General features: G+C 60.2%; 17 protein-coding genes. 6 read left to right on the top strand and 11 right to left on the bottom strand.

Going from position 1 to position 16,306, the window contains the following annotated elements; genetic code table 11:
• Positions 1 to 135: 135 nt before the first annotated feature.
• The 4 genes from RA167_RS15245 (at position 136) to RA167_RS15230 (ending at position 3,754) form a co-directional block, all read left to right on the top strand.
• Complete coding sequence (locus RA167_RS15245) at positions 136 to 1,626, top strand: 2-hydroxymuconic semialdehyde dehydrogenase (RefSeq protein WP_076788477.1); 1,491 nt, start codon at positions 136 to 138, stop codon at positions 1,624 to 1,626.
• Positions 1,627 to 1,648: 22 nt separating this feature from the next.
• Positions 1,649 to 2,080 (top strand): RidA family protein, encoded by a 432-nt coding sequence (locus RA167_RS15240; RefSeq protein WP_076788475.1) that lies wholly within the window; start codon positions 1,649 to 1,651, stop codon positions 2,078 to 2,080.
• A gap of 95 nt (positions 2,081 to 2,175) precedes the next feature.
• The gene (locus tag RA167_RS15235) at positions 2,176 to 2,700 is read left to right on the top strand and encodes a 3-hydroxyanthranilate 3,4-dioxygenase (RefSeq protein WP_076788715.1); all 525 of its coding nucleotides are present in this window, start codon (positions 2,176 to 2,178) and stop codon (positions 2,698 to 2,700) included.
• Between the two features lie 37 nt (positions 2,701 to 2,737).
• Complete coding sequence (locus tag RA167_RS15230) at positions 2,738 to 3,754, top strand: amidohydrolase family protein (RefSeq protein ID WP_076788474.1); 1,017 nt, start codon at positions 2,738 to 2,740, stop codon at positions 3,752 to 3,754.
• 208 nt (positions 3,755 to 3,962) lie between these two features.
• On the opposite strand, the gene hfq is transcribed toward RA167_RS15230, so the two are convergent.
• Positions 3,963 to 4,349, bottom strand: a complete 387-nt coding sequence (gene hfq / locus RA167_RS15220) for an RNA chaperone Hfq (protein WP_076788472.1) — start codon at positions 4,347 to 4,349, stop codon at positions 3,963 to 3,965.
• A 759-nt stretch (positions 4,350 to 5,108) separates the two neighbouring features.
• Between hfq and RA167_RS15215 the strand changes: the two genes are divergently transcribed.
• Positions 5,109 to 5,654, top strand: coding sequence for a PadR family transcriptional regulator (locus RA167_RS15215; RefSeq protein WP_076788713.1), 546 nt, complete (start codon positions 5,109 to 5,111; stop codon positions 5,652 to 5,654).
• A 64-nt stretch (positions 5,655 to 5,718) separates the two neighbouring features.
• Here the strand turns inward: RA167_RS15215 and RA167_RS15210 are convergent, their stop codons facing one another.
• On the bottom strand, positions 5,719 to 8,229 hold the full coding sequence (locus RA167_RS15210; protein WP_175972492.1) for a hypothetical protein: 2,511 nt from the start codon (positions 8,227 to 8,229) through the stop codon (positions 5,719 to 5,721).
• 249 nt (positions 8,230 to 8,478) lie between these two features.
• Between RA167_RS15210 and RA167_RS15205 the strand changes: the two genes are divergently transcribed.
• Positions 8,479 to 8,661: a hypothetical protein gene (locus tag RA167_RS15205; RefSeq protein ID WP_175972491.1), complete on the top strand. Its 183-nt coding sequence runs from the start codon at positions 8,479 to 8,481 to the stop codon at positions 8,659 to 8,661.
• 362 nt (positions 8,662 to 9,023) lie between these two features.
• Here RA167_RS15205 and RA167_RS15200 read toward each other — a convergent pair whose 3' ends face one another.
• The 9 genes from RA167_RS15200 to sctQ all read right to left on the bottom strand — a co-directional run bounded on the left by RA167_RS15200 (position 9,024) and on the right by sctQ (position 16,261).
• Positions 9,024 to 10,679 carry a winged helix-turn-helix domain-containing protein gene (locus RA167_RS15200; protein ID WP_083706143.1) on the bottom strand — a complete coding sequence of 552 codons (1,656 nt, stop codon included), beginning with the start codon at positions 10,677 to 10,679 and terminating at the stop codon, positions 9,024 to 9,026.
• Between the two features lie 172 nt (positions 10,680 to 10,851).
• Complete coding sequence (locus RA167_RS15195) at positions 10,852 to 11,307, bottom strand: CesT family type III secretion system chaperone (RefSeq protein WP_076788468.1); 456 nt, start codon at positions 11,305 to 11,307, stop codon at positions 10,852 to 10,854.
• A gap of 73 nt (positions 11,308 to 11,380) precedes the next feature.
• Positions 11,381 to 11,611: a type III secretion pilus protein SctF gene (locus RA167_RS15190; RefSeq protein WP_076788466.1), complete on the bottom strand. Its 231-nt coding sequence runs from the start codon at positions 11,609 to 11,611 to the stop codon at positions 11,381 to 11,383.
• A 46-nt stretch (positions 11,612 to 11,657) separates the two neighbouring features.
• Complete coding sequence (locus tag RA167_RS15185) at positions 11,658 to 11,891, bottom strand: type III secretion protein (protein WP_076788465.1); 234 nt, start codon at positions 11,889 to 11,891, stop codon at positions 11,658 to 11,660.
• Between the two features lie 15 nt (positions 11,892 to 11,906).
• Positions 11,907 to 13,106 carry a type III secretion protein SctD gene (locus tag RA167_RS15180; protein WP_076788712.1) on the bottom strand — a complete coding sequence of 400 codons (1,200 nt, stop codon included), beginning with the start codon at positions 13,104 to 13,106 and terminating at the stop codon, positions 11,907 to 11,909.
• A 153-nt stretch (positions 13,107 to 13,259) separates the two neighbouring features.
• Positions 13,260 to 14,033 carry a hypothetical protein gene (locus RA167_RS15175; protein WP_237574415.1) on the bottom strand — a complete coding sequence of 258 codons (774 nt, stop codon included), beginning with the start codon at positions 14,031 to 14,033 and terminating at the stop codon, positions 13,260 to 13,262.
• A 122-nt stretch (positions 14,034 to 14,155) separates the two neighbouring features.
• Positions 14,156 to 14,419, bottom strand: coding sequence for a type III secretion system export apparatus subunit SctS (gene sctS / locus RA167_RS15170; protein WP_076788462.1), 264 nt, complete (start codon positions 14,417 to 14,419; stop codon positions 14,156 to 14,158).
• 8 nt (positions 14,420 to 14,427) lie between these two features.
• Positions 14,428 to 15,078 (bottom strand): type III secretion system export apparatus subunit SctR, encoded by a 651-nt coding sequence (gene sctR / locus RA167_RS15165; RefSeq protein ID WP_076788461.1) that lies wholly within the window; start codon positions 15,076 to 15,078, stop codon positions 14,428 to 14,430.
• Complete coding sequence (sctQ, locus tag RA167_RS15160) at positions 15,062 to 16,261, bottom strand: type III secretion system cytoplasmic ring protein SctQ (RefSeq protein WP_076788459.1); 1,200 nt, start codon at positions 16,259 to 16,261, stop codon at positions 15,062 to 15,064. Before sctQ ends, sctR begins: the two co-directional genes overlap by 17 nt.
• Positions 16,262 to 16,306 lie beyond the last annotated feature (45 nt).

Here is a 16,306-nt window from a genome sequence, read left to right as displayed (position 1 = left end):
GTCACTGCGGTCGCGGACCGGCTCGGTTGCGGCACTGGTATTACCGATTCATATAGTCAATAACGAATATTTGATTTCCGCGCACGAGGTGCCTCTCATAGACTGCTCTTAACTCTTGAATACGCAGGAGTTGTTGTGAGCATCGAACCGGTCACCGCGTCGCCCCAACCCCGCTTGTTACGGCACTACATCGATGGTGAGTTCGTGGTGGGTGATGTCACGTTCCAGGACTTGAGCCCGGTCGACGGCTCGCAGGTTGCGTTGGTCTGCGAAGCTGACGCGCACGCCGTGGACCGCGCGGTGCGAGCAGCATGGACGGCCCAACTAGCCGGTTGGCGTGACACGAGGCCGGCGCAGCGGGCGGACTGGCTGTACCGGATTGCTCAGGGCATCGAAGCGCGCTTTGATGCATTCGTTGCCGCGGAAGTGGCGGACACCGGCCGTCCGGTTGCTCAAGCGCGGGCGCTGGATGTGGCGCGGGGCATCGCTAATTTCCGCATGTTCGCTGACTTGGTGCGTACCGCAAACAGCGAGTTTTTCGAAACTCATATGGCGGACGGCGGTGAGCTAATCAATTATGTGACGCGCAAGCCGCTCGGTGTGGTGGGCATCATTTCGCCATGGAACCTGCCGCTGTTGTTGCTGACGTGGAAGGTGGCGCCCGCGCTCGCGATGGGCAACTGCGTGGTGGCCAAACCATCGGAGGAAACGCCCGGCTCGGCGACACTGCTGGCCGAGGTGATCCATGAAGTCGGCTTGCCACACGGGGTATTCAACTTGATCCATGGTCATGGGCCTAACGCGGCAGGCGAGTTCTTGTCCCGTCATCCGGACATCAGTGCAATCACATTCACTGGCGAGTCGCGCACCGGCAGCACCATCATGAAGACGGTTGCCGATGGCGTGAAGAACATCTCGTTCGAGTTGGGTGGCAAGAACGCAGCGGTCGTGTTCGCTGACGCCGATTTCGATGCTGCGGTCGACGGTGTGGCCAAATCGAGCTTCACGAACGCCGGGCAGGTCTGCCTGTGCAGCGAGCGAGTGTACGTCGAGCGGCCGATCTTCGAGCGCTTCGTGGCCGCACTGAAGCAAAAGGCGCAGGCGCTGCGCGTGGGCGCGCCGGAGGATCCGACCACTACGATGGGGCCGTTGATTTCACAACACCATCGCGACAAGGTGCTGTCGTATTTCCGGTTGGCCGTCGAGGAAGGGGCCAACGTGGTGACCGGCGGCGATGTCCCGCATTTCGGCGATGCCCGGGATCGTGGCGCATTCGTAAATCCGACCATCTGGACAGGCCTGCCGGATACCGCGCGCTGCGTGACCGAGGAGATCTTTGGGCCGGTTTGTCATGTGGCGCCGTTCGACAGTGAGGAGGAGGTGATTGGCCGCGTCAACCATAGCGCCTACGGTCTGGCGGCAAGCGTCTGGACGACGCGCCTGGCCCGAGGCCACCGTGTCGCGCGCCAGATCGAGACTGGCATTGTGTGGGTCAACACGTGGTTCGTGCGCGACCTGCGCACGCCATTCGGCGGTGCCAAGCTGTCGGGCATCGGTCGCGAAGGCGGTCGACATTCACTCGACTTCTACTCTGAACTTACCAATGTTTGCGTGAAGATCGGATAAACGCACGAAATACGGAACCGTTATGACTGAATCGACTTCTCAAGGCCGCGTTGTGCCAGGCAAGGCCACGCCGCGCGGCCGATTTCCGCACCTGCAGCGTGCCGGTGACTTCTTGTTCGTGTCGGGCACCAGCGCGCGCCGTCCCGATAATACGATCGTCGGCGCGTCGGTCGATGCGCTCGGTACGGTCAACCTGGACATTCGGGCACAGACCCGGGCGGTGATCGAGAATATTCGCGATATTCTGCGCGCCGACGAGGCCGAACTCTCGAATCTGGTCGACATCTCGGCGTTCCTGGTCAACATGAATGACTTTGGCGGATACAACGAAGTCTATGGCGAGTTTTTTGACGAAACTGGCCCAACCCGCACGACCGTGGCCGTCCATCAGCTACCCCACCCGCACCTGCTGATCGAGATCAAGGCTGTCGCGTATGCGCCGCGCCAGCGTTGAGGGCGGGCGTCAGGAACGGAGTGCGGGACGTCTGGCACGTCGGCTATGCCGGCGTGACGCGGCGGCGGTACCGTGCATCAATAGAGGAAACCAACATGCTGGGATATGGGACGCCGTTCAACTTCCAACGCTGGATTGACGAACACATGCACTTGCTGCAGCCGCCGGTGGGCAACCAGCAAGTCTGGCAGAACAGCGACTTGATCGTGACGGTCGTGGGCGGTCCGAATCATCGTACCGATTACCACGACGATCCGCTCGAGGAGTTTTTTTACCAGCTGCGCGGCAACGCGTATCTGTATCTGTGGATCGACGGTCGCAGGGAGCGTGTGGACCTAAAAGAAGGCGACATATTTTTGTTACCGCCGCATGTGCGGCATTCGCCGCAGCGGCCCGAGGCCGGCAGCGCGTGCCTGGTGATTGAGCGTCAGCGGCCACCAGGACTGCTCGACGGGTTCGAGTGGTACTGCGACGCGTGCTATCACCGGGTGCATCGGGTCGAGGTCCAGCTCAAGAACATCGTGACCGACCTGCCGCCGTTGTTCGACGCATTTTACGGCTCCGAAGACAAGCGGCGATGTCCGCAGTGCGGCCAATTGCATGCGGGCAAAGCCGCTTAATTAACCGAACTTGATTGGATTGCCACACTGACTCGCGATGAAGCTTCGAATCGACATGCATTCTCATTTCTTCCCGCGCATCACGCGAGAAGAGGCGGCGCGCTTGGACGCCACACATGCCCCCTGGCTGAATATCGATGCAGATGGCCAGCATGGCATGATCATGACGGGGGACCGGTCATTCCGGCCGGTGTACCGTGCGCTGTGGGATCCGCGCACGCGTATCGCCGAGATGGACGAACGCGGCATCGGCATCCAGATAATGTGCGCAACGCCGGTGATGTTCGGCTATCGCTACGACGCCAGGGTGGCCGACGAATGGGCGCGACGGATGAACGATCTCGCGCTGGAAATGTGCGCGTATGCACCGGACAGGTTGATGGCGCTGGCGCAGGTGCCGTTGCAGGATGTCGAGCTGGCATGCCGCGAGGCGACGCGCGCGTTCCGTTGCGGACACCACGGTGTGCAGATCGGTAACCACCTCGGCGCGCGTGACTTGGACGACGAGCAACTGGTCACGTTTCTCACACACTGCGCAAACGATGGGATTCCGGTGCTGGTTCATCCGTGGGACATGATGACCGATGGCCGGATGAAGAAATGGATGCTGCCGTGGCTTGTCGCCATGCCAGCGGAGACGCAGTTGAGCATGGTGTCGTTGATTCTCTCCGGTGCCTTTGAGCGTATCCCGGCTTCATTGAAGCTGTGCTTTGCGCACGGCGGCGGCAGCTTTGCGTTCTTGCTCGGTCGCGTGCAGAACGCGTGGGAAAACCGGGATATCGTCCGTGAGAATTGCCCGCACCCGCCGCTGTCATACTTGAATCGGTTTCATGTAGACAGCGCGGTCTTCGATCCACGTGCGCTGAAAATGCTGGTCGATACAATGGGGGAGGACCGGGTGCTACTCGGCTCCGACTACCCGTTCCCGCTCGGGGAGCAGTTGATCGGCGAACTGGTTGCGACGCATCCGGAACTGAGCGATGACGCGAAGAGCAAGATTCTCGGTCAAAACGCGTTGCGCTTTTTTGGTTTGTCGGAGCTGGCCGCCGTATAGGTGAACAAGCTTGCCGCCCTTTAAAGCAGCAAGCCCGACGTGATCTTGACTGCCAACATCGGGTGCCAGGCCCATCTGAATGGCGCGGGGCGCACGTCGGTCATCTATTGGATCGAACTTGTCGACGCGTCGCTCGGCTAGAGTCGGTCGGCAGTGTGGCGCGGCTCCCCGTGTGTCCGACGAATTCTCGATAAGCGCGGTGGCAGTCTTACTCGTCGGTATTGTTATTCGGAATCGTGACGCGGCGCTTTCGGGTGACCACCACCGGTCGGGAAGCGGTGCCTGCTGACGCACCCGCGCGCGGGAGGACCGACAGGCGGGACGTCGGCCCCCCGCGGACGGGTCCGGCGCCGCGGCCCGATGTTGAGGGTCGGGCGGCACGGCTGTCGGGCGTGTCGTGCTGGACCGTCGAAATCGCTTTCTTATAGATGACCTGCATGCCGCCAGGGGTACGAAGCATCACGACGTATTGATCGAATGATTCAACATGGCCGACGATACGGATGCCATTGACCAAGTAGATCTGGACGCGCTTGCGTTCTTTGCGCGCTGAATTGAGGATGTCGTTTTGCGACAGGCCGGATTCTGACGCCATGCGTTGTGCTGAGCGTGCGTAGTGATCGATGCCAGGTGCATGACCACTGGAGGTTGATGGATACGGAACGCGGCGAAGTGGAACCACGGTTCAAGCCCAAATGGTATCAGACTGGCGGCGCGCCGGGGCGGCACGCTTTTTATCGCGCTCCGGCGCGGCGGTTATCCGGTGCTTACTTCGCACCCGTGGCCATTGATCACCGCCGGCAGGTCCCGTGCCAGCCAGCCGTCAATCTCGATGCCGATCCTGTAGTGCAGTGCGTGGTTTTGCCAGTGTAACGAGAACAGGCCATGCGCCATCCGTGTGAGGAATGCCGCGTGTCAGTGCGATGTGGTTCTCGCCATCCGCGACCGGCCGTGTGATAGAGCGGTGTGCGAAGATTACCCGGGTACCGATGCGCGCGCATAGCTCAGCAGCGTATCCTTGCCCGCGCCGGATGACCCCCTGACGTAAATGACACATGGTCCGTGCCGTTGTGCTCATCGCGCGTGCCTGGTGGGGGCTAACGGGATCCGCTGCAACAGTTCGAGAGACGCGCCGGGGCCGGTGTCACGCCAGGTCCGCATCGGAAAGGCGTCACCAGGATTGCGTACTAGCCGTAACGGCGCTGCGCATCGGCGGCGGTTGTCGTTTTGAGGCGACAACCGATGCGAAGCCACGACCGGTTAAGCGAGGTGGCGCGCTAGGGACAGCCCAGCACAGCGTCAATATCATCAAATGCGGCGTCGCTAATGTTGCTAAGCGGATAGAATGCCGCTCATGTCCATCCAGCACGCCCTCCTTACGTCGCTGCTCGAAAAGCCAACCTCGGGTTACGACCTGGCGCGCCGCTTCGATCGCTCGATCGGCTATTTCTGGCACGCCACGCACCAGCAGATCTATCGCGAACTTGCCCGCATGGCGACCGTCGGATGGGTGGCGTCCGTCGATGACGTGAACGATCCGGCAAGGCGCAAGAAGTGCTATCAGGTACTGCCGACCGGTAGGGCAGAACTCGTGCGGTGGATCCGCGAGCCTTTGGACGACAGCGACCGGAACTGCCGGCAAGCGTTCCTAGTCAAGCTTCGTGCGGCCGCTGTGGTTGGCCCAGACGGGCTGGGGGAGGAGCTGGCACGACTGCTCGAGCAGTGGCAGGCCCGCCTCGACACCTACCGGAACATCGAGCAGCGGGATTTCTCCGCCCCCGTCCTCTCGACGAAGCAACGCCTGCAACACGCGGTGCTGCGGTACGGCATCCGTGCCGAAGAAACCTGGATCGAATGGGCGCACGACATCGTGGCACTGTTGCACGAACTCAGCCACTGAACGCATCGCGCGCGATGCTGCGCGATCGGGCACGAACGCGCAGCATCGGTGTCGCGCTTGTCGATTAAATTCGCGAACTAGCCTCATTGCTGCCTTTACCACGCCTTGTCCCCTTGGCGGCCGCGCGCGGCTTGCCCATGAAGGTATGGGATCCATCGCGACGCAGCCGGTCGAACGTGATCCCGGACATCGAGACGTCGACCAACGGCTTGATATTGACATCGGTTGCAAAGCGGTGGTGAACCACTTCGTTCTCGTCGACCCGAGCCGCGCCCACGTTGGCATCCACAAGTAGCAGCGCCGTCGCCAGGCCTCTTGCCCACGGGGACAGGATCGGAGCAGACTCATGGGCCTCGCTACGTTCTTTCGTGATCAGGGAAGCCAATCTCCACGAAGTGGGATCGGCCAGGATCTGCTCGCGTTTGGCCTCGATGACCTGTTTCATTTTAGCGAGGTCTTTCGCGGACACGCGTTCTCGCGAGCCGGCCTCCCAAGGACGCAGGTAATGTTGCTCGAAGTGCGCCTGCAACAGGTTGATCTGTTCCGCAGCCGGGTCCGTCAGCGCATAGCGATGGATATGGCTGTGCATTTGCCTCGTCCCGTTGCCCAGCTCCAGCACGTTTTTTACCGCGCTGGCCACCTGGTTCGCTAGCGGCTCGGTAGATTGAGCCCGTTTCTGTTCGAGATACGTGCCAACCGCCTTGATTCCGGTATCGTCATGGTCGCCATCGTGGTCAAGCAGCTGGCGCGTCGCATATTCATATGCGGTTGCGTCCGGGAAATCGACATCCAGAAAGCAGGCGCGCGGGTCGATTTTGCCGTGGTGGGTTTGCAACTTGCGCGAAAGCGACACCTTCACCTGGTAGATTTGTTTGTCCCATAAGCGTTTGGAGGTTGGGCCGGTGCTGACACCGCTCTTCGGGCTGCTCGAGGTGGTGGCTGAAATGGAAGCGCCGACCTTGGCCTCTATCTTGACTTCGATGCTGCGCTCCGTGTGCCGCTTTTCGGTTGACATGCGGCCGGAGTCGCTGCGAGACGTCGATATGCTGTTCACGTGCTTGCCAGACACCGGGACGGAAGCGCTGACGGACGTACTGAGCGGTGCCGGAAGCCCGATGGGAACGCCGGTGCTGACGAGGGGTCCCATCGACGCGCCATGACGTTTTTCGTCCACGGTGCCTTCGATCCATCCGACGGACACATCGCGCGCGCCGACCAGCGATTGCGCCAGTGTGTTCCAGCATTGCTCGCTGGTGCCGCGTGATTCGGCTGCGGCGCCGGCGGGTGATAGGCTCTTCATAGTGTCGAGGATGTGATTCATGCTAGCTTGCATGGCTTCGTCGTCGTAGCCGGAACCGTCCTCCTTTAGTTGACGGGCCACTTGAACGAGGATGCCGCGGGGGCGCGCGTGCTCCGAATCGTAGAATTGCACACCGACGGTGCCACCGGCAAGGCTGCCTGGTAACGAGGCGCCGACCAGTACACCGACGCCCGCGCCGTCGCCCGTCGCATGGGCCGTGCCGATAAAAAGCCAGGCGTGCTGCTCGGTACACCCCATTTGCACCGTGGCCTTGCGTTTGCGTGAGCGCTTGGCGTTGATGCTTGGGACCACCACGGGTAAGGGTACCGGGCTCGCTTGGGCGGCTTGGCTTACCGCCGCTGTTACCGACGCTGATACCCGTTCTGTCGTGACGGCGAGCTCGCCTCCGTCACTGAATTCGACCGCCATGCCGGGACGCAGTGACGGCACGATGTGTTTTAGTGCATCCCAGCCGCTATCGGTTGCGTCAGCAACAGCAGTCGTGACCGACTGAGTCGCGGTCGATGCCGCACGGGTCAGCTCGGAAGCCTCTGCAATCGAAGCCGCTGACGCGTCGTCTGGCGCCGAGGCCTGCATGTCAGCAGCGCTAGACTTCTCGGCGGCTCTGCTGGCGCCTGACGGGATGCGGGTTGCGATCATCGGGGCTTTCATGGCTCCGCGGATCCGCTGTATAAGGTGGGAGCCACAATGTTCGCGGTCCCTGAGCGCGACTTCCGACACAAACTTGTTCAAACGGTGCGATGCCTTCGCTTTATCGGTTTCGTGCAAGCCTGGTCGCTGATTGAAAAGTGCGGCAACCTTGGCAGGCACGACTTTTCCTATAATCGAAGTTACGACCTTTCTAACATTATTCAACCGGCCCGATGCCTTCGCCTTGTCCGTTCCCCGGCCGCTTTCATGGAAGCGCTGTTGCCAGTCAAATAATGCCTCTTTTTCGCTGGGCGCGAGTGTTCTAATGAACGAGGCGAAGCGGTCCTCTGGCGTGGAACCACTCGTGCTGTGCGGGTGTTCGGTTTGATCGAAGTATTTCTTGGCGATGGCAAAGACCTGGCTGGCCAGTAGCGTGGCTTTGGCGTCCTGCCCGTTCATTGCCAAGTGACTTTGAAGCCACTGCTGACGCTTGGCGGTTCCCGATGGCGATGGGTCGTCAAAATCGAGCGCGGCGTGCACCGACGTCGCGTGACCGTCGCGCTGCTGAGCTAAGCGTACGTGGTTCTCGATCCACTCGGCCGTATCTAACAGCACGTGGAGCATGTCCCGATTCGCGCTGCGGGACAGCTGCGCGCACTTCTCTGCGCGCAGCTTGAGCAGCGTCTCAAAGCCGTATTCCGTACGCGCGAGCACGCGAGCTGTTTCCCATGACGCGCGCCACGCTTGCCGCTGATCGGGCAAATGGGCGCCGCCCACTGCGGCGGATGCGTCGTGGAACGGCTGATCGAAGTTCAACGCGCGCAGCTGCCGCAGCACCATCGTGGCTGTCGTGCTGTCGCGTAGACCCGCTTCATGCATCGCAAACAAGACCAGCTGGGCGCGCGCGGCGCTTACCTTGCCTGTGCCGTCATCCAATCCTGTATGGAGCTGGTGCGCCAGTTCGGCTGTTGCCAGGTTCGGGCCTGGATAGTTGGCTTCGACAAGATGGTTCAGCAACTGCGCGCGCGTCCAGAGGCGCGGTTCGTCGACACCTAGCACGCCTATCGTGTCGATGCTGTAGCCGGGCGTGTCGTAATCTGCTGGCGTGACTCCGATCGCACGGGCCGGTATGGCGGCTCCCACCGACGGACGGGGCTGCTTTCCGCGAAGAGGAGCGCCGATTTTAGAACGCAGCTCGTGCAGGGCAGCCGTGCGTCGTGACGTGGCAGCAGGCTTGGGAGCGGTGGATCCGAGCGATTTTTTGCGATTGGATTTCGGGCCGGCGTGCTCAACCGCCGGGGACGCAGTGTACACGACGCCTGAGGAGGGCGAAACGATCACATTGGCGGGCATGGTCGGCGCTGGCTGAAAATGTCAACGGCTTCACTATTGCACTCCGGTGTGTCATATCGTCACGTTTAGCGCTCCGATGGCGCATCGAACGAAGTGTGCCACGGGTTTCCGGTGGTGTTTTCATCGATGCGCCAGAACGGCGCATCGGCGTTGGCGGCGAGCCACTCATTGACTTTCAGCATCGCTTGGCCGGCAATGCCGATGTCCCGTATCAAGCGTGAATCGATCAACCTCGACAGCGATGCATCGAGTACCGCGTTGTCCGGCATTGACGCCAGCTGTGGTATCCCCCTTAATCGATACAGCACTTCATCGTATGTCACGGCGTGCTCGAAAGTGGCTAGGCTGCGTAATATGACGTGCTCTAATGAGCCCAATTGGGCCATGCACTGCCGGATAAGCGGCAGGAACGCCGCCGCGCCGGGCGCTGCCATGCTTGCGTGGCCGGTATTGATGTTGCCGGCGGCCGGACGCATCGTGTCGGCCAGCGTCGCCAGCGCTGTCTCGAGCGACTCCCCGACACGAATCCGCTGCGCGAGTACAAACGCGGCCAATTCCAATGCGAGCGGCATGCCCTCGGCCAGTGCCGCGACCCGCGCCGCCATCGCGATGGCCTCCGGGCTTGCGTTGGCGTACCACATCGAACCGGCAGCTGTCGGCGGGCGTCTTTGTTGCGTGGCGCCGCGCGGGCTCGTCAGGATGTGCAAACGGGCGAACAGTAATTGAAGCGCGTCGCATTGCGGGATCAACGATGAAGCGCCACAAGAAGGGGAGGGCGTCTGTAACGGCGATATGCGCACGACGTGTTCGGCGCGTATGCCCGGCGCATCCGTGGCTGTTACGATCACGCACGCTCCTGGCGCTGCGTCGATCAGTCTATTGATGTACCGAGTCGTTTCGACAGGTAGTCCGTTTACGTCATGGATCAACAGCATCATACGGCGCGGCTTGAGCCATTCGCGCAAGTATGGGCCCGGCGCGTCGCCGCGGTACGCTTCGATGTGCGATGCTCGAATACATGCTCGGGCAAATGCATCGACGTGCTGCTGCGGCGCGCAGTGCACAAGGGCGGCGCCGTGTGGATACAACGCGCCCAGACGGCGGACTAGCTCCAACGCGACGCGTGTCTTGCCTATGCCCGCTGGGCCGGTTAGTGCGACGACGCGGGCCGTTGGAACCACTGCCAACAACTCTGATATTTCGGCATGGCGCCCGACAAACGGTGTCGTACCGTGCGGCAGCATCAAGGTTGTCCGGGTTTGCGGCGCGCCGGCCGCCTCTTCGGAAAACGGCTCGGCCTGTGCCGATTCGACGCGAGGATGAGGCGGTGCCTGAGCGGTGCTTGCGCTTCCCATCGCCGTGACGGCGCCGTCGCCAGACGGTGCTTCGGGCGCAAGCGTTACGGAACGTTGCTCGCCGGTGAACCGGTATCCCTGGCCTCGGACCGTCGCGACCAAGTGCTCATCGCTGCCGAGCGCGCGCCGCAGTGTGGCAACCTTCGACTGGATCGAGTTGACGCTGATGTCCGCGTTGTGCCATACCTTCTCGCGCAATTCACCGGTGCTGACTGTGCGGCCGTTGGCCTCCAGTAGTATTCGAAGGATCGTGAGCGATCGGGAGCCGATCGTGACCGGTTTGCCGTCTACGTTCAGTTGTGCCGGATCGAGGATCAGTTGGTATCGCCCGAATGCGATAGCCACCATCGCGGGTTGAGTTGACATCGATGCAGGCTTTCCCTATAGGTGTGTCGACGGTCCACGCGAGCGCAGTGAAGTGAGCCTATGGACGGAAATTGAACAGTGATAGTGACGAACTACGCGCAGGCAACAGTATGTTGTAATTGCGTATCGTACTGTTATATCAAAATAGATGGCATGCTCGGATAGGCGCAGCTTACGCACGCAGCCACGTGAAATCGCCTGCCACGATGCCTTCGAACATCTCGTCCGTCGATTCGATGATGTTACGCCGCCAGTAATGACCGTGCTCAGCGTAATGGGACAACAGGTCGGCTAGGGTCTCGCCGTCCAGGTCGGGATCCATCGGTATTCTAATGATGAGGATGATGCCGCCGGTATCGGTGTCCAGACCCATTTGAGCCTGATCTTGCGCGTAGATCAGCAAGTTGGCTTCGAGCATCAACCGGAATACGTTCAGCGTGCGGCCTGCGGTTACTGTGCCGAAATGGAAGTTTAGGTAGATTGCGTCTAGGTCGTTGTCGAAGTATTCGAGGCGTACGTCGTAGCCTTGGACTTCTATGGTCCGCGTTTCCAGCACGTATTCTGGATCGGCGAGCCCGACGACATCGCACAGTTCGCGAACTAGTTCCCCGTACCGTTCGCCGTTCATTGGGGACCATTCATTTGAGGTACATTGGGAGACAGTAGACCAGTGCGCATCAAATGCGCACTGACCAATTATATTATATCTGTTTGCTGCCGACCTCCTTGACGGCTTGCGACAAATTCTCCTGGAATTGGCATGCCATAGAATTCAACTGACTCTCAGTGATCATGTTGGCGTACTCTCGCATCTCAGCATTGGCAGCCGTTTGGGTCGTCTTGCCCGCGGCGGCACTCGTGCCAAAATGGGCCAGCGACTCTGCTGTGCTGGCAATGTTAGTGCCGTGGTTGATTCCACTAGGGATGTTCATATATCACTCCATTTGATCAATAGTCGGATAGAGAAGCGACAATGAGTCAGCCGGTGCTTCGCTTCTCGTGCAGCTGCGCGACGATCCGGCTCGCCGCGAGAAGACCGCGATAAAGTTTAGCCAAGCTATCGCGATCTACTTCGGTTTCACCTGTATCCTCGGCAATCCGGCGCGCGGTGGCATCAAGTGCCGAGCGGATCGTTTCGACCTTGGACGCATCGGTGAGGATTTTGGGCAGATCATTGAAATCTGCTGCGCATGCTTCCAGTGCTTCGTACATGGATATTCTCCTGCTCTATTTACCGACTTGAGGTCGCTGCGACGCAGTGGCTTGAATCGCCGTGCCGGTTGCATCCTGGCCTAATGGGACAGGAACGTTATCCGGACGGATGCCGCCACTTTCCGGGGTTTCGGACTGGTCATTCGGCTGCTGCGCAATGTATATGTGCTTCGTGCCGTCAGGGGCCTGGGCATACTGGATCGCGTCGGAGGCGATCATTTCCGAGTACGTCGAGGGCAGCAAATCCTTGTCAATGGTCGTGATGTGAGTGCGCAGCGTTCTAACATTTCCGTTCAAATCGTGCCTTACCCGCTCGAGTGACTCCCGGAATTGTTGGGGGTCAGCGACCTTCGCCGTCACGTCAAATACACCGTTTCCTGCGTAGGTGATTTGGACGCCTGGTGTACCGAGCGATTCAGCAATGCTGCGTGCATCGACCTCGGCCACGTCATACTGCCGTAGTGCGATGCCGGCTGCGGCACGTTGCAGAAGCTCGCGTGTATTGGCATCTTCCGCGGGTGTCTGAACCATCCCTGTGACCCGAATAACAGATCCGGATACCTGTGCACGTAACTCCGTCAACTTCTGCTCCGCGAGCAAATGATTGATGTGCTGTGCAAGATCGTTGATGTCATGCCTGCGGGCAGCTCGGCTGTCCTGCGCCGACATTAATAGCGCACTGAGCCCAATGATCATGCCGATCGCCGTACAGGCAAGCGTGATGCCTGCGATTTTGCGATGGCGGGCACGTTTCGCTTCGCGTTTTTCTTGGTCCGGTTTAACCAGCAACGTCGATAGTAGTTCGACGTCCGACGGCCATAGGGAATCTGCCGGGCCAACGCAGATGACGGTATCGTCGAATTGCATCGGCACGAAGTCCAGCAGCAGAATCAACTCCTCGTCCTGCTGGGTGACTTCTGACGAGAGTGTGGTCGTGCGTTGGTCTAGCGCCTGTCCCAGCGTTTTTGCATGTTGCTCAATAGGTTCGTCGCGGGTTACGGCGTGATGCGCGTTGACATTATCGCCGTTTGCCGGTGCTGCGCCGCGTCGTGCATGTACTGTGTCTTGCGAGTCGACCGTCAAGACAAGCTCCGCACCAGTCCAGTCGGACAATCGGATGTCGGCGTCATCGTCTGCTGCCAGCCGATATGCGCCGGGCACCAGCTTCAGCTGGGCTCCTGCGTGGATACCGGTGAGAATACGTAACAGCTTCATGATCGTCAATTTCCGATGGGTCGACGTACATTCGCCTTTGGGCGCGATATTGGCTTGCAACTACTCTAACGCGGCGGATTAGAAAAGCAATGCGCAACGCGAACCGGATGTGGATTACGCGAAGCTCACATCGGCTAGTGGTGAAAGCCGGCGCTATGCCAAGGTGTCGACGTGTAGGGCGATCGTCGAAGCAATTCGCAGTTCTTGGTAACACTTCGCACGTTTAAGTTGGCTCGGTGTTCTCGGCCGCAGTGCATTGAACGCGATCAGCGGCATCATGGGATTGAGCCGCTGTCCGCGATTCAACTCGCCGGCGTAGCTCTGTGGGCTAGATGAAGCGGGTTTCTGTCGGGTATTGACCAACATTTCGATCACATGCTGTAGTGGCAGCGGTTCCGGCGGCAGGCGGGCTTGCAGGTCCAGACACTCGCTCATCAAATGATAAATATCGGCATCGATGCTTGTGTGTGGGTTTTTCTGCGACTGGTCAACCAGGTCCCGTAGTTTCGCGATTAATACGCGCATCACATCATTGCTGGCGATCGTCTTACCCGATCGGGTCAACTCGTGCAGTGGACCTGCGTCGAGCCCCGGTATGCCGACACGTCGAGTAGTCCTGTTGTGCCGAAAGCCGGGAACTTTGCTTTGGGCGTCGACGTCCTGCTCTTCTTGGTCACGCTGTCCCCTTCCATGGCCACTGCCACCGTCTGATCCGTCACGCTGTCCAATACCCGTGATGTGTGCCGGCGTATCCGCTGCGCGATCTTCTGACCCATCCTCCTCGTTTTCCAGCAGGCTTGTCCTGCTGCGCGCCCGGCGGCGAGTCAGGCGCGCCGACGAACGTATCGATGCCAGCAAGCGTGCTCGGGCGGCTGCCCGTCTTACTTGCTGCGCGTTGGTCTGCGCGGTATCGGAATGGGCGAACACAATGGATCCTCGATGCAAGACCGCCTTGCGGGGCCGTCGCGCAGGTGTACGGACGCGCTGATGGACGGATGATCCGGTCAGACCGCCTGCATGATCTGGAGGAGCTGACTTGCGGATGCTTGTCATTGTGGTATGGCGACCTGAAACACTTCGTTAGCAAACTGGAGTACTGTGGCGGCGGAAACGGGCGCTCCGACAACGATCGCAATCGTTACAGCGATGAGCTTCACTCCGTGGGACAACGCCTGGTCCTGCATGGATGTGATCGCTTGCAGGAAAGACACAGCCAACCCCACCGCCGCGGCGACGATGACGATCGGTAGGGACACGTACATGCATAACAGCATGCCGTGCATCGTTAGCCGGATCAGTGTATTGATGTCCATGGCGGCGCCTAGCGATATGTCAGAATCAATCCGTGGATCAGCGTTGACCAGCCATCCATCACGACGAACAGCAGTAGCTTGAAGGGTATTGCAACGTTGGTCGGCATGACCTGGTTGAGTCCCATCGCGAGCAGCACATTGGCGATGATCAGGTCGATGACCACAAAGGTAATATAGAGAAGAAACCCGATCTTAAAAGCGTCGGTCAACTCGGACAAGGTGAATGCCGGAGCCAGTACGATAAAATCGTCCTCACGGAGGCTGTCGGCCACCTCCTTGGGCCAGATGACAGTCGCCGTACGCATGAAAAAGCGCTTTTCCCTCTCGTTGGCGTGTTGTTTCAGGAATGCACGGAATGGCTCCTGCGCCGCACCGAATACTTGCACGACCGACTGGGAGGGGGTGCCGGCATTCGGCTGGTTTTCCAGTTGCTTTGCTGCAGCCATGCCGATGGGGGCCATGACGTAGAGCGAAACAAGGATCGCAATACCGTTGAGTACCATGTTCGGTGGAACTTGCTGTGCGCCAAGTGCGTTGCGCAGCAGGCTGAGTACCACGACAATCTTCGTATATGACGTGATGACGACGGCGACGAGGGGGACGATGCTGATTGCAAGAACAATCAGCATCAAGCTCGTCAGTTCACTGGGCTGGAGCATTGCCTTGCACCATTCGGAGGATTCGGATGCCGAGATGATCACCGACGCTGACGAGTTCCGCGTAGCCTATCGTGCGCCCATGGGTGACAAGTTTGATTTGGACAGCGTCCACCGGATTGGGCAGCTCAAGGACGTAACCGGCGCGCAATGCGCAGATTTCGTGCAACGGCAGTGCGATGGTGTCGATCTCCAATTGAATCGGCAGCTCGAGTTGATCGACGCAGGCAGCCTCGTCGCGCGCTTCGGCGGTAAGTGTGTCGTTGGCGAGCGACTTATCGACATGTTCGGTCATGTACGGGTCCTTCAAAATAGAAAGCGTCTGGCCGCCTATTTCGGCTTGTGCGTGGAGGCGGACGAGCCCGGGCGTACCCCACGCGACGGTCGTATGGACTGGAGCGTGGTGGCCGGCTATCAGCGGCTCGACATCTGCTGATACCGCGCGCAGGATGACGTCGCCAGGAGCAAGTCTGTCCAGCGTGGACACTGTCAAGGTCTTGTATCCGATGATCAGCCTGCCTGGCACGCGGACTTCGGCGAGCGGGTGACCGCTGTGCGACGGGCGCTGAGCGGCGGTCGTAGCGTGCTGGTCCAAGCAGTGCTGCATCAACTGCAAGAGCGGAGCATCCGGTACGACGATTACCGCGTGGGTGCGGCCGTGATGGACAAACGTCATCCGCATAATCGGTATGTCGACAGACGGTCGAATCGGCAAGCCACCGCGTTGGGGAACCCGGTATAGGCCAGCCAGGCGAAGCTCCTTGAGGCCGACGGCTGCCAGCGCAGCTAGTACCGGTTGGACCAGTATATGGGCGATTGCCAACTGCAAAGCCGGATCGCCATGCGACCGGTCCGAGTCCGACACATCGTCCGCGCCGGTAACAGGCCCCAGGGCCGGGTATTGTGCCAGGTCGAAGCTGATTCCCAGCCGTCCGGACGGATGCGCAAATTCCAACCATGCCGGTTCGATCCACCGGGCTGCGCCGACGAGGTCCATCGCCGGTGCGGATGAAGGTTCCAGCGTCGCGGTCCATTGCTCGATGCCGCACAGCCTCTCGAGCGTGTCGGGTAGGCGATTGTCGCAAAACAAGCGCGCAGCGCGAGCGATGGCGGGCTGTAGTGGCCGGGGGAGCCAGCGCGTGTCGCCAACGTCACTGGTCAGCAAGTCGACGGTCGGATCAATCATCCACTATGGCGGTCATATTATGTGAAGGTCCGGCGGTGACGGCCC

It is taken from the genome of Mycetohabitans endofungorum (assembly GCF_037477895.1).
Classification (GTDB): Bacteria; Pseudomonadota; Gammaproteobacteria; order Burkholderiales; family Burkholderiaceae; genus Mycetohabitans.
This window is presented reverse-complemented; position numbering and strand designations above follow the sequence as displayed.

Bases quoted from the DNA above. Each gene is read 5' to 3' on its own strand.
- sctR (WP_076788461.1), bottom strand. From the start codon at position 15,078: ATGCTCCAGCCCAGTGAACTGACGAGCTTGATGCTGATTGTTCTTGCA.
- RA167_RS15195 (WP_076788468.1), bottom strand. From the start codon at position 11,307: ATGAACGGCGAACGGTACGGGGAACTAGTTCGCGAACTGTGCGATGTC.
- RA167_RS15235 (WP_076788715.1), top strand. From the start codon at position 2,176: ATGCTGGGATATGGGACGCCGTTCAACTTCCAACGCTGGATTGACGAA.
- sctQ (WP_076788459.1), bottom strand. From the start codon at position 16,261: ATGATTGATCCGACCGTCGACTTGCTGACCAGTGACGTTGGCGACACG.
- RA167_RS15215 (WP_076788713.1), top strand. From the start codon at position 5,109: ATGTCCATCCAGCACGCCCTCCTTACGTCGCTGCTCGAAAAGCCAACC.
- sctS (WP_076788462.1), bottom strand. From the start codon at position 14,419: ATGGACATCAATACACTGATCCGGCTAACGATGCACGGCATGCTGTTA.
- RA167_RS15230 (WP_076788474.1), top strand. From the start codon at position 2,738: ATGAAGCTTCGAATCGACATGCATTCTCATTTCTTCCCGCGCATCACG.
- RA167_RS15190 (WP_076788466.1), bottom strand. From the start codon at position 11,611: ATGAACATCCCTAGTGGAATCAACCACGGCACTAACATTGCCAGCACA.
- RA167_RS15180 (WP_076788712.1), bottom strand. From the start codon at position 13,106: ATGAAGCTGTTACGTATTCTCACCGGTATCCACGCAGGAGCCCAGCTG.
- RA167_RS15185 (WP_076788465.1), bottom strand. From the start codon at position 11,891: ATGTACGAAGCACTGGAAGCATGCGCAGCAGATTTCAATGATCTGCCC.
- RA167_RS15200 (WP_083706143.1), bottom strand. From the start codon at position 10,679: ATGTCAACTCAACCCGCGATGGTGGCTATCGCATTCGGGCGATACCAA.
- RA167_RS15210 (WP_175972492.1), bottom strand. From the start codon at position 8,229: ATGCTCCACGTGCTGTTAGATACGGCCGAGTGGATCGAGAACCACGTA.
- RA167_RS15205 (WP_175972491.1), top strand. From the start codon at position 8,479: ATGCATCGCAAACAAGACCAGCTGGGCGCGCGCGGCGCTTACCTTGCC.
- hfq (WP_076788472.1), bottom strand. From the start codon at position 4,349: ATGGCGTCAGAATCCGGCCTGTCGCAAAACGACATCCTCAATTCAGCG.
- RA167_RS15240 (WP_076788475.1), top strand. From the start codon at position 1,649: ATGACTGAATCGACTTCTCAAGGCCGCGTTGTGCCAGGCAAGGCCACG.